The organism is Variovorax sp. LjRoot290, from assembly GCF_964253985.1.
GTDB lineage: Bacteria > Pseudomonadota > Gammaproteobacteria > Burkholderiales > Burkholderiaceae_C > Variovorax.
The window spans coordinates 993,268-1,005,366 of record NZ_CAXURW020000001.1 but is presented as its reverse complement, the minus strand read 5'-3'; the positions used below and the strand labels follow the sequence as shown (position 1 = coordinate 1,005,366).

8 protein-coding genes are annotated in these 12,099 nt (G+C 67.9%); 1 reads left to right on the top strand and 7 read right to left on the bottom strand.

Annotated features, from left to right (window positions below; translation table 11 throughout):
- Positions 1-3 precede the first annotated feature (3 nt).
- A complete protein-coding gene (locus ACSQ9A_RS05075; RefSeq protein ID WP_093109560.1) occupies positions 4-603 on the bottom strand; it encodes a YqgE/AlgH family protein in 600 nt (199 codons plus the stop codon).
- Between ACSQ9A_RS05075 and ACSQ9A_RS05070 the strand changes: the two genes are divergently transcribed.
- Positions 602-2,113, top strand: coding sequence for a cryptochrome/photolyase family protein (locus ACSQ9A_RS05070; RefSeq protein WP_436302894.1), 1,512 nt, complete (start codon positions 602-604; stop codon positions 2,111-2,113). The two genes, ACSQ9A_RS05075 and ACSQ9A_RS05070, sit on opposite strands and share 2 nt — an antisense overlap.
- 19 nt (positions 2,114-2,132) lie before the next feature.
- Here ACSQ9A_RS05070 and ACSQ9A_RS05065 read toward each other — a convergent pair whose 3' ends face one another.
- The 6 genes from ACSQ9A_RS05065 to ACSQ9A_RS05040 all read right to left on the bottom strand — a co-directional run bounded on the left by ACSQ9A_RS05065 (position 2,133) and on the right by ACSQ9A_RS05040 (position 11,990).
- Entirely contained in the window at positions 2,133-8,039 is a 5,907-nt protein-coding gene (locus ACSQ9A_RS05065; protein ID WP_436302893.1) for an Hpt domain-containing protein, read from the bottom strand.
- Between the two features lie 16 nt (positions 8,040-8,055).
- Positions 8,056-10,203, bottom strand: coding sequence for a methyl-accepting chemotaxis protein (locus ACSQ9A_RS05060; RefSeq protein WP_436306255.1), 2,148 nt, complete (start codon positions 10,201-10,203; stop codon positions 8,056-8,058).
- 223 nt (positions 10,204-10,426) lie between these two features.
- Positions 10,427-10,960 (bottom strand): chemotaxis protein CheW, encoded by a 534-nt coding sequence (locus ACSQ9A_RS05055; protein ID WP_093109557.1) that lies wholly within the window; start codon positions 10,958-10,960, stop codon positions 10,427-10,429.
- Positions 10,961-10,978: 18 nt separating this feature from the next.
- Positions 10,979-11,344: a response regulator gene (locus ACSQ9A_RS05050; protein WP_093109556.1), complete on the bottom strand. Its 366-nt coding sequence runs from the start codon at positions 11,342-11,344 to the stop codon at positions 10,979-10,981.
- Positions 11,344-11,742, bottom strand: a complete 399-nt coding sequence (locus ACSQ9A_RS05045) for a response regulator (protein ID WP_093109555.1) — start codon at positions 11,740-11,742, stop codon at positions 11,344-11,346. Before ACSQ9A_RS05045 ends, ACSQ9A_RS05050 begins: the two co-directional genes overlap by 1 nt.
- Before the next feature lie 77 nt (positions 11,743-11,819).
- Positions 11,820-11,990 carry a rubredoxin gene (locus ACSQ9A_RS05040; RefSeq protein ID WP_093109554.1) on the bottom strand — a complete coding sequence of 57 codons (171 nt, stop codon included), beginning with the start codon at positions 11,988-11,990 and terminating at the stop codon, positions 11,820-11,822.
- Positions 11,991-12,099: the final 109 nt, after the last annotated feature.

The following is a 12,099-nucleotide window of genomic DNA, read 5'->3' as shown; positions in this document are numbered from 1 at the left end:
CCCTCACGCATGCCCCGCGTCGGGCGACAGCGTCCAGGCCTCGAGGCCCAGCAGCGACAGGGCCCGGTCGTAGCGCTGCTCGATCGGCGTGTCGAAGATCACCGCCGGGTCGGCAACCACCGTGAGCCAGCTGTTCTCGGCCAGTTCGGATTCGAGCTGGCCCTCGCCCCAGGCCGCGTAGCCGAGCGAGACCAGCACCTTGCGCGGGCCGGCGCCGGTGGCCAGGGCCTCCAGCACGTCCTTGGAAGTGGTCATCTCCAGCCCGCCGGGAATGGTCATGGTCGAGGCGTAGACGGATTCGTTGGGCCTCTCGGCATCGGAGAACACCGGCTCATGCAGCACGAAGCCGCGCTCGGTCTGCACCGGGCCGCCCTGGAACACGGGCGCGCTGCCGAGCTCGGGGCGCGAGAGGTGAAGCTCGATCTTCTCGAACAGCACCTTGAGATTGATGTCGCTGGGCTTGTTGATCACCAGGCCGAGCGCGCCGCGCTCGCTGTGTTCGCAGAGGTAGACCACGCTGCGGCTGAAGGCCTTGTCTTCCAGCCCCGGCATCGCAATCAGGAAGTGATGCGTGAGGTTCATCGGGGCAGAATCGGAGGCCATGCCGCCGATTTTACTGGCCGTCGACAAAAGCTATCCCAAGGGCCTGATGTGGTTCCGCCGCGACCTCCGGGTGGACGACAACGCGGCGCTCTACCACGCGCTGCGCAATTGCCGGCAAGTGGTCTGCGCGTTTGTCTTCGACCGCGCGATCCTCGATGCGCTGCCGCGCGTGGACCGGCGCGTGGAATTCATCCGCGAATCGCTGGTCGAGCTCGATGCCGAGCTGCGCGCGCTGGGCGGCGGGCTGATCGTGCGCCACGCGGTGGCCGAGGACGAAATCGCGCCGCTGGCGCGCGCGCTGGATGTGCAGGCCGTGTTCGCGAACCGCGACGACCAGCCCGACGCCCTCGCGCGCGACGCCAAGGTTTTCGGCGCGCTCGCCAATGCCGGCATCGCCTTCCACACCCACAAGGACCAGGCCGTCTTCGAACGCGACGAGCTGCTGACCCAGACCGGCCAGCCTTACACGGTATTCACGCCCTACAGGCGCGCCTGGCTGGCCAAGGTCGATGCCTTCTATCTGAAGCCCTACCCCGCGCGCGGCTACGCCGATGCGCTCGCGCCCGCGCCGGAGAAATTCGGCGCGCCGGTGCCGACACTGGCGGAGATCGGCTTCGAGCCCAGCAATCTGGCCGAGCTCGACATCCCGACCGGCAGCCAGGGCGCCGCCGCACTGGTGGGCGACTTCTTCCAGCGCATCGACCGCTACGACACGGCGCGCGACTACCCCGCGGTGCGCGGCCCCAGCTACCTGGGCGTCCACCTGCGCTTCGGCACGGTCTCGATCCGGCAGCTCGCGGGCATGGCGCACCAGCTCTCGCAGCAGGGCGGCGCGGGCGCCGCGACCTGGCTCGGCGAGCTGATCTGGCGCGACTTCTATTTCCAGATCCTGGCCCACCATCCGCATGTGGCCGAGGGCGGCGAGTCGCGCAGCTTCAGGCCGGAATACGACAAGATCCAGTGGCATCACGGCAAGCACGCCGACCTGCTGTTCGACGCCTGGTGCCAGGGCCAGACCGGCTACCCGCTGGTCGACGCCGCGATGGCGCAGATCAACCAGAGCGGCTACATGCACAACCGGCTGCGCATGGTGGCGGCCAGCTTTCTGTGCAAGGACCTCGGGCTGGACTGGCGGCGCGGCGAGCGCTACTTCGCGCTGCACCTCAACGACTTCGAGCTGTCGTCGAACAACGGCGGCTGGCAGTGGGCGAGCTCCAGCGGCTGCGATGCGCAGCCCTACTTCCGGATCTTCAATCCCGTGACGCAAAGCGAGCGCTTCGACCCCGAAGGCAAGTTCATCCGCCGCTACCTGCCGCAGCTCGCGAAGCTGCCCAACGCGGCGATCCACGCGCCATGGACCGCCAAGCCGCTGGAGCTGGAAGCGGCCGGGGTGAAGCTGGGCGAGAACTATCCGAAGCCGATCGTCGACCACGCCGAAGCGCGGGAGCGGACGCTGCAGCGCTATGGGGTGGTGCGCCAGGCGCTCGACAAGAGAAAGGGCAGCGCCTGAGGGCCCTGCCCCATCCGGCTCAAGCCGCCATCGCCACCGGCACCTCGGCGCTGGTGTAGCTGCGCACCAGCCGCAGCAGCTCTTCTTCGGAGTAGGGCTTGCCGAGGTAGTGGTTGACGCCCAGCGCACGCGCGTGATCGCGGTGCTTCTCGGCGATGCGCGAGGTGATCATGATGATCGGCAGGCCGGCCAGCGACTCGTCGGCGCGGATGTTGCGCGCGAGGTCGAAGCCGTCCATGCGCGGCATCTCGATGTCGGACAGCACCACGGCCGGCCGTTCCTGCTGCAGGCGTTCGAGCGCCTGCAGGCCGTCGGCCGCCAGCGACACGCGGTAGCCTTCGCGCTGCAGCAAGCGCTGCGTGACGCGCCGCACCGTGATCGAGTCGTCGACCACCAGCACCAGCGGAATCTGCGGCGCCGGCTGGGGCAGCGCGGGTTCTGCGCTGCGCACGCCCTGCGACGACGACGCCGCCGCTGCGCCCTTGGCCTGAAGCTGGCGCGCTTTCTCGCCATGCACCGCGGCCAGCGCGACGGGGTTGTAGATCATCGCCACCGCACCGGAAGCCAGCACCGAGATGCCAGCCATGCCCGGCAGCCGCGAGAGCTGCGGCCCGAGGTTCTTGACCACGACTTCCTGGTTGCCCAGCACTTCGTCCACGTGCAGCGCCACGCGCTGCTGCGCGCTGCGCACCATGACGATGGTGTTGGTCTTGCCGATTGCGCGGTCGCTGCGCGCCGAGGACTGCAGCAATGCGCCGGCCCAGAAGAAAGGCACCTGCTCGCCGGCGAAGGCATAGCGCTGGTTGAGGTACGCGGTTTCGAGTTCGGAGCCGCTGGCGCGCTGAACCAGTTCCACCAGGTTGGACGGCACGCCGATCGAGGTGGCGCCGGTGCGCAGCATGACCACGTGGGTCACGGCGGTGGTCAGCGGCAGCACGAGCTTGAAGCTGGTGCCCTCGCCCGGCTTGCTCTGGGTTTCGATGCGGCCGCCGAGCGCCGCGATCTGCGCGCGCACCACGTCCATGCCGATACCACGGCCGGCCAGCTCCGACACCTGCTCGGCTGTCGAGAAGCCGGGCTGGAAGATCAGTTCGGCGGCCTCGTCTTCGCTGAGCTTCTGGCCTTGGGCGATCAGACCCAGGGACTGCGCGCGCTCGACGATGCGCTTGTGGTTGAGGCCCGCGCCGTCGTCGCGGAAGCTCACCGAGACGTCGTTGCCCTCGTGGTGCAGGTCGATGACGATCAGGCCGCTGGCATCCTTGCCGGCCTTCTCGCGCGCCGCCACGTCCTCGATGCCGTGCGCGACGCAGTTGCGCAGCAGATGCTCGAAGGCGGGCGTCATGCGGTCCAGCACGCCCCGGTCCATCTCGATCGAGCCGCCGACGATGTCCAGGCGCACCTGCTTGCCGGTGTCCTTGGAGGCCTGCCGCACCACGCGATAGAGACGCTCGGAAATGCCTTCGAACTCGACCATGCGCGTGCGCAGCAGCCCGCGCTGGAGTTCGCGCGTCTGGCGCGCCTGCGCGCTGAGGTCGTCTTCGGTCGCCTGCACGGTCTTCTGGAGCGTGCGCTGGACGGTCGCCACGTCGTTGACCGACTCGGCCATCATGCGCGTGAGTTCCTGCACGCGCGTGAAGCGGTCGAACTCGAGCGGGTCGAAGCCCTGCTGCGAGTCCTTGGCCTGCGCCAGGCGCGATTGCATCTGGCTTTCGGCCTGGACCTCGATGTCGCGCAGCTGCTGGCGCAGGCGGTCCAGGTTGCCGGTGAGGTCGCCCAGCGAGCTGCGCAACTGGCCCAGTTCGGCCTCGAGCCGCGAGCGCGTGATGATGACCTCGCCGGCCTGTGCCACCAGGCGGTCGAGCAGGTGGGTGCGAATGCGCACTGCCTGGCTCGAGATGGTGCGCAGCGGCGTGAGCGCGGACGGCGAGGGCAGCGCCACCGCGCGGCGCGCTGTATCGGCCTCGGCGACGGGTGCCGGCTCGGGCGTGCCTGCCTTCGGCTCGGCCGTGTCGGCTCGCGCTTCTGCTGCGGCCGATACGGCGGGCGCTGCCGGAGCGGCAGCGACCACCCGCTGCACCAGCTCGGTCTGGATGGCGTCGTCGGCGGCACGCAGCCCGTCGAAGGTGACCTGCAGCGTGTCGAAGCGGGTCAGCAAGTGCTCGATCGCCTGGCGGTCCGCACCCTCGGCGCTGATCGCCTCGATCTCGGATTCCATGCGGTGGGCACGTTCGCCCAGTCGCATGGCGCCGGCCAGCCGGGCACTGCCCTTGAGCGTGTGCAAGGTGCGCAGCGTGGAGGCGCGGGGCGCCGGATCGTCGAGATGCTGCGACCACTCGCGCAATGCCGTGCCGAGCTGAGGCAGCAGTTCGGCCGCCTCTTCCTCGAAGATCGGGAACAGGTCGACGTCGATCACGTCGGTGACGTCGATCGCGTCCTCGGAATCGTCGAGCGCCACATCGGCCACGGCGAAGCGCAACGAGGCTGCGGACCCGATCGCCGCTTCGCCCATGTCGAGCGGCATCGGCGAGGCGGCGACATCGCGCAGCGCGCGCATGGTTTCTTGGGCGGGCTCGTGCAGGAAGCCGGCGGCGAACTGGTGCAGCAGGCGCCGCAACTCTTCGGCCGCCGTCACCAGCACGGCGCCCTGCGCCGGCGTGCCGCGGCCCTGCATGTGCAGATGCTGCAGCGCCGCCTCGATCGAGCGCGCCATGTCCGACAGGCCCTGGAAGCCCACGGTCGCGGAACTGCCGGCGAGCGAATGGGCGAGCCCGATGGTCGAGTCCGACACGCGTTCGTGCGATTCGAGCGCCCACTCGCCGACCTCGATGGCCAGCTGGCGCGACCATTCGTCGGCTTCGTTGAGATAGACGTTGTAGAGCGCGATGCCGATGCGAAGCGGGCCGATCACCTTGACCTGGTCGTCGGCGCTCGGTGCGGCCGGACGCTCGGGCTCGGCTTCGGGCTCCGCGCTTGCCGCAACCGCCTCGGGTTCTGCTTGCAGCGCTTGCGGCAGTTCTTCCAGCGCCTCCTCGGCGACCGCCGGGGCTTCGGGCTCCGGCATGGCTTCAGGCTCGACGTGCAGCGCCTGTGCCGGCTCCGGCGTCGGCTCGGATTCCGCCACTGGGGCCGGGATCGAGGCAGGAGCCTCGAAGACGGGCTCGGCCGGCAGCGCCAGCGCCGGCTCGATCGAGACGTGCGCGGTTTCGAGGAAGTCGATTTCTTCGAGCTCGGCCGGCGGCACGGGCTCTTCCAGCGCAGGGGCCGGCTTGACTTCGAAATCGAGGAAATCGGTCGAGGCGAAGTCGTCGGCGGAGGTGGTGGCGGAAGGAGGCACCGGCTCCGGCACGGCCTCGCTCGGCGCCTCGAAAGCCATCGGCGCCATGTCGAGTTCGAGCTCGGGCAGTTCCGGCAGGGGCAGCGGTTCGGGCTGCGCGTCGGGCGCAGCCTTGGCCTCGGCCATCGTTTCTTCGGCCGCGATGTGGCGCGCCGCTGCCACCAGGGCTTCGGCATCGGCCACGCGCGCCGGCGGCGCGATCGGCTCACCCGTGCGCAAGGCTTCCGCCACGCCGCGGAAGGGTGCGGATTGCCAGCCGTGCGGCTCGTTGGCAGCGATGGCTTCGACCCACTTGGCGAAGTCCGTCAGTGCGCGCTTGGTGCCGGCAAGCAATTCGGGCGTAGCCGGACGCTGGTCGGCCAGCCAGGTGTTGAGCACCTGCTCGAAGGACCAGGCAGCCTCGCCGAAATCCATCAGCCCGACCATGCGCGAGCTGCCCTTGAGGGTGTGGAAGGCGCGCCGCAGCACGGTCAGCTCGCCGTTGTCGTCCGGCTGCGCGCCGAGCGCCGACACGGCAGCCAGGCCGTTGTGCAACACCTCGCGGGCCTCGTCGAGGAAGATGTTCTGGAGATCGTCTTCCTCGAGCTCCGTCACTTCGGTGTCGGGCAGGGCCTCCAGCGGTGCGGGGCCGGTGATCTTGGCGGTCCAGCTCGCGGTGGCCTTGCTGAATTCCTCGATCGGCGAAGGCGCCTTGCGGGTCGGGCCGGCCAGCGCGGCGAGCTTGGCAGCGATCTGCGCATCGACTTCCTCGACGCTCAGCACGGTGTCGGTGACCGAGACGGGTCCCGATGCGGAGGCAAAGGAAACCGGCGCCGTCGCTTCGGGCTCGGCGGTGTCGTTGGCCTGGCGGCCCATCAGCGGCTTGAGTTCGCCGGCTTCGCTGTCGAACACGAACAGGCGCTTGGCCAGCGCCGGCTGGTAGCCGAGCATGTCGATCAGGAAGCCCAGCGCGCCGAGGTTGTTGCCGAGCGCATCGAAATCGCTGGCTTCGGTGGCGGCGGCTTCCTCGGCCAGCAGTTGGTCGACGTTCTCGCGCATACGCTGCACGGTCTGCGCGGCCTGGTCGAGGCCGAGCACCGAGAACACGCCGCGCATCTGCAGCAGCTGGGTCGGTACCGCACGCAGCACGCTCTTGTCGGCCGGGCGGCGGAAGAACTGGTCGAGCGACTTCTCGAGTTCGCTCAGGTGGGCGCGCAGTTCGCCGACCACCGTGCCCATGGTCTGGCGGTCGCTCACGCGGCGATAGAGCTCCTCCATCCACGGCTCGAGCGGTTCCGAACGGCCGCCTTCGCGTACGCGTTCGATGCGGCCGGCCAGTTGCACCGTGCGGGCCGTCAATTGCCGGTCGTGCGGATCGAGATCTTCGAAGGCGGCTTCGAGATAGAGGACCGAGGTCGCGACTTCCATCGCCAGCTCGGTGGCCGGCGGCTTGCCCGAACGCAGCGAGGCGTCGACTGCATTGTTCAGGGCCTGCACCATCGGCAGGCTCGGCGGATGCAGCTTCTGCAGCGATTCGCCGAGTTGGGCGAAGGTGTCGGCCACCTGCCGCGTGCGCGAAACGTCGCCGCCCGAGAGCGCCGACCACATTTCCTTGGCGGCCTCGATGCGCTTGCGTGCCTGCGCGAGTACCAGCGGGTCGAAGCGGCCGAATTGTTCGATCGCGTAGTCGACCTTCTGCTCGTTGGCCACGCCCCAGGCGACGCGCACCGCGCGCAGCGTGGCGGCTTCGTCGCGCGGGCCGGGCACCGCTTGCGCGCAGAAGAACAGCAGGTCCTGGCCGAGGCGGTCCGACACCGTGTTGTCGCCGCGCGCCAGGGTGGCGTACTGCAGCAGCACGCGCGAGGCCGCGCGCTTCACATGGGCATCGGTCGGAATCAGCGACAGCGCCAGGGCTTCGAAGAAGCCGGCCGCGAGGGTCCAGAAACTGGCGACGCGCGGCACCGAGGCGCCGCGCCCCAGGCCCAGGCACAAGGCCTGAAGGCGCCGCGCGGCATGGTCGTCGCCGCTCTTGACGATCTTGAGCACTTCACGGTCGAGCTTGGAGCGGACCGCCGGGTCGTACACCAGCGCGGTCTGCGTCGGCGCCGGCTTGATCTCGACCCAGCGCCAGCTCATGCTCCACAGGTCGGCCGGGTGGACGCGTTCGTTGCCGACCAGTTCCAGCACGTCGCGGTACTGGGGGAACAGCGCGACCGAGGACACGGTCTTGCCCGCCAGCAGCGCATTGAGGAAATCGGTGGCGGCGAAGCCCGCGCGGTCGATCTTGTGGACGGCGGCTTCGGTGCAGCGCGCCGGCTCCGTGATGAAGCTCTGGACCGCGAACTCCATCGCGCCCAGCACCAGCGCCGGCGCCGTATGGCCCACCATCTGCAGCGCACCGACGGCTTGGTGCAGCTGCTGCCGCGCCAAGCGCAGCGGCGTGGTGTCGGTCTCCGGGGCGCTGCCGGCCTCGCGGGCAAAGCGCCGCAGCGTCTTGCTGACGTTGTCGAGCGACTTCTGGATTTCTCCGAGCACCCAGGCCAGCGGCCCGAGATCTTCGGTGGCTGGCGCGTTGCCAGCTACTGGGGCGGTGGCAGGGCTTTGAATCGACACGTTCTGCGCTCGGCGTTCAGACAATCTTGAAACGTGACACCGACTGGCGCAGTTCCTCGGCCATGTGCGAGAGCTCGCGGACCTGCTGCGCGGTGGTGCGCGTACCTTCGCCGGTCTGCTCCGTCACGGCGAAAATGTGCTGGATGTTGGCTGCCACGACGTTGGCCGAATCGGCCTCGCGGGACGCGGACTGCGAGATCTGCTCGATCAGCTCGGCGAGGCGGCGCGACACGCGGTCGATCTCGGACAGCGCGGTACCGGCGTTGTCGGAGAGCTTGGCCCCTTCCACCACACCCTGCGTGGAGCGCTCCATGGCGCCGACCGCATCCTGCGTGTCGGTCTGAATGGCCTTCACCAGCGCCGAGATCTGACGCGTGGCGTCCGCCGAGCGTTCGGCCAGTCGCTGCACTTCTTCCGCCACCACCGAGAAGCCGCGGCCGGCCTCGCCGGCCGACGCGGCCTGGATGGCGGCGTTGAGCGCCAGCACGTTGGTCTGTTCGGTAATGTCCGAGATCAGCTCGGTGATTTCACCAATCTCCTGCGAGGATTCGCCGAGGCGCTTGATGCGCTTGGAGGTTTCCTGGATCTGGTCGCGGATCGAGTTCATGCCGCCGATCGCGTTCTGCACGGCCTGCAGGCCGGAGGAAGCGGCTTCCAGCGACTGGCGCGCCACCGTGGCCGACTCTTGCGCTTGCGAGGACACGCCGTTGATTCGCTCGGCCATCGTCAGCACCGACTGGCCGGTTTCGCGAATCTCGCGCAGCTGTTCGGTCGAGGCAGCGAGCAGCTCGGTCGAGGTGCTTTCCACCTGCGACGTCGTCTGCGCCACACGCGTGGCCGTGTTCTGCACGTTGCCCACCAGCAGGCGAAGTTCTTCCACCGTGTAGTTCACCGAGTCGGCGATGGCGCCCGTGATGTCTTCGGTCACCGTGGCTTCCTGCGTCAGATCGCCTTCGGCCACCGTTTGCAGTTCGTTCATGAGCCGCAAAATGGCCGCCTGGTTGGCGGCATTGACGCGGCCCGCGTCTTCGCTCGCGCGCTCGGCAGCGAGGCGTTCGCGCTCGGCAGCCAGCGCACGTTCGCGGCCTTCGCGCACCTGCACGAAACCGATCGCACCGGCCAGCGCCAGCGCGGCCAGCGACAGCACGAACAGCATCACCACCGTGCCGGCGCCGAGGCCGGTGCGGGCAGAGAGCTTGTCCTGCAGGTCGCCGAGCGAGGTGCGCAGCGGTTCGCTGTCGGCCAGGATGGCGGCCTGCGCTTCGCGCGCGGCGACCAGGCCCTGGAGGTTGCCCAGAATGGCGCCGGCTTGCGTGCGCGTCTGTTCGTAGGTCTTGAGGATGGCCTCGAGCTGCTGGCGCGTCTGCGGATCGCGCGAGCCGGGCAGGCGCTGCTGGGCATTGCCCTCGAGCAGGCCGCGCGTGACTTCCTGGAAGGTATTCAGGTCCTTGCCGAGCAGGAACACGGCGTCGGGGCTCACGCCTTCGACCGTGAGGAACTCGTTGGCCGACTTGCCGATGCGCTGTGTCAGCATCACCAGCTGGCCGGCGGCCGAGATCTCCGGCAGGCTGGCGTTCTGCTGCATCTTGAGCGAGGCCACGGTCTCGGTCATTTCGAGCAGATCCGAAGACTGGCGATTGATGTCGCGCAGCGCGTTACCGACCTGCGTCAGGATCTGCTGCTGGGCCAGCACGGCCTTGGCGCTTTTGTCCGCGCGCTCGACCAGCGGCGTGATCTTGCCGAGCTCGGCGTCGTACTGGCCGCCCACGCGCTCCAGCTTGAGCGAATCGTCGCCGTTCGCCAGGCCCTGCACGCGCCGCGTGAGGTCATCCGAGCTGTCCTTGACTTCCGCGAAGGCGGGAACGTTGCCCACCAGCGCCTGCGAGACCGACTTGGCGAGACGCTGCGACTGCATCAGCGACTGGCCGGTGGCCGCGACCTGTTGCGCCAGCCGTTCGGCGCGCAGGATGGCGGAGCCGGCGACGAGCAGCAGCAACAGCACCACGGTCGCGAGCACGATCGCGAGCACGCGCTGCTGGCGCGCCGGGTTCGAGCGCAGAGAGCGCACCGCGCCCGCGGGTCCCGGCGGAACCGCACCCTGTGTTTCGGCCTGCACCGGTTCATCGAGGCTGCCGGCCGGCGCCTGGTCGTTGGCGGCGTCCATGGCGAGGACCGCGTCCGGCTTCGGCTCGGGCGCCGAATCGCGTCGGATGCGCACCGTCTTTTCTTCGGGCGGCTGCAGCGTTTCGACGCTGTCGAGCGACAGTGTCGAAGCGCTGTCGACGCGCAGCGTGCCGTTGTCGCCCGCAGGCAGGAATTTCTTGAACTTGTCGGCGATCGAGCTCACGGTCGGTCCTTCAGGTAGTGATCGGTGCCAAGCGTTCCGCTCAGGCGCCGATGCTCAAAAATTGAGGTTGCTGGGATAGCGCCTGCAGGTTGATTTCCTGCCAGCGCCCGCCGGCGGCGTCGGTGTACGAATGTCCCAGCCAGGCCGGGGCGTCGCCATCCGGGGCCTGCGATTCGGTGAAGGCTTCGACGCCGCGCAGACCGACCAGCCGGTCGATCAGCAAGGCGCAATTGACTTCAAGCATCTCGTTGAGTGCAACGAGGCGTGATTGGGCGCGCGCCGCTTCGCTCTGCACGGGTGCAGCGGCCGAGCCCGAGGCGAAAGTGGAAAGCTGCACGATGCCGTACAGCCCGCCGCGCAGGTTGGCAACGCCCAGGAACCAAGGCTCGGTGTACGGCACGGCCTGCGGGGGCGTCCACGGAAAAATCTCGCCGGCGTGGCCGAGAGGAAACAGGTACTTCGACTCGCCCGCCTCCACGGCGAGCCACGAAGCGGAAACGCCCGAGGTGCGCGCCGCCTGCAGGCGGCTGGCAAGCCGGGACTGGAATGCGCGGAGAGCGTCGCGGTTGGCCATGTACGGAGAACTGTCGGATCAGGCGAGCGCGCTGATCTTTGCCATCAGCTCGGCGGCATTGACCGGCTTCACGATGTAGTCGCGGGCACCCTGGCGCATGCCCCAGAGGCGATCGGTTTCCTGGTTCTTGCTCGTGCACATGATGATCGGCACCGATGCGTATTGCGGATTGCGGGCGATCGCGCGCGTGAGCTGGAAGCCGTTCTGGCCCGGCATCACAATGTCCATGAGGATCAGGTCGGGCTGCTCTTCCTCGAGCCGGCGCATCGCGTCCTCGGCATTCTCGGCGGTTTTCACCGAAAAGCCGTTCTTTTGAAGAAGTTCGGTGAGAAAGATCAATTCCGTCTTGGAATCGTCGACCACGAGTACCTTGCGAATAGCCATTACTGCACTTCCTGCGAAACGATGCCGAACTGCTGCACAGCCTGGAGCAGTTGGTCTTTGGTGAAGGGTTTGGTGAGATAGTCCTGCGAGCCGACCATGCGGCCGCGCGCCTTGTCGAACACGCCATCCTTGGAGGAGAGCATCACGACCGGGACATTGGAAAAATGGGCGTTGCGCTTGATGATGGCGCAGGTCTGATAACCGTCGAGGCGCGGCATGAGGATGTCGCAGAAGATGAGGTGCGGCTTGTGATCATTGACTTTCGACAATGCGTCGAACCCGTCTTCGGCCAGCAGGACCTCGTGGCCTCCCTGCTTGAGGAAGATCTCGGCGCTGCGCCGAATGGTGTTGCTGTCGTCGATGACGAGCACCTTGTAACCCGATCCGTTCGCGCTCATTCGCACGCTCCTTTAATACCCCGATGACCGCAACGCCCTCGACGAGGGACGCAAAGAAGCACGCCCTATGCCATGCTTCAGATTTCAACCATTTCGAAGTCTTCCTTGCGCGCCCCGCATTCGGGACAGGTCCAGTTCATCGGAACATCTGCCCATGCCGTGCCGGGCGCAATACCATCTTCTGGCACTCCCACCGCTTCGTCGTAGATCCACCCGCAAATCAGGCACATCCAGGTTTTCGTATTCATCGCAGCTTAAAGTCCCTGTTCATAGAATGCAACGATCGTATCTAAACGTATCACCAAAACCCGTGACAAGCGTCTCAGATATGCCACCATCTGGTGAGCCCTGTGGCGT

Excerpts from the sequence above, each read along its gene's own strand:
- ACSQ9A_RS05070 (WP_436302894.1), top strand. The coding sequence starts at position 602 with ATGCCGCCGATTTTACTGGCCGTCGACAAAAGCTATCCCAAGGGCCTG.
- ACSQ9A_RS05075 (WP_093109560.1), bottom strand. The coding sequence starts at position 603 with ATGGCCTCCGATTCTGCCCCGATGAACCTCACGCATCACTTCCTGATT.
- ACSQ9A_RS05060 (WP_436306255.1), bottom strand. The coding sequence starts at position 10,203 with ATGGACGCCGCCAACGACCAGGCGCCGGCCGGCAGCCTCGATGAACCG.
- ACSQ9A_RS05055 (WP_093109557.1), bottom strand. The coding sequence starts at position 10,960 with ATGGCCAACCGCGACGCTCTCCGCGCATTCCAGTCCCGGCTTGCCAGC.
- ACSQ9A_RS05050 (WP_093109556.1), bottom strand. The coding sequence starts at position 11,344 with ATGGCTATTCGCAAGGTACTCGTGGTCGACGATTCCAAGACGGAATTG.
- ACSQ9A_RS05045 (WP_093109555.1), bottom strand. The coding sequence starts at position 11,742 with ATGAGCGCGAACGGATCGGGTTACAAGGTGCTCGTCATCGACGACAGC.
- ACSQ9A_RS05040 (WP_093109554.1), bottom strand. The coding sequence starts at position 11,990 with ATGAATACGAAAACCTGGATGTGCCTGATTTGCGGGTGGATCTACGAC.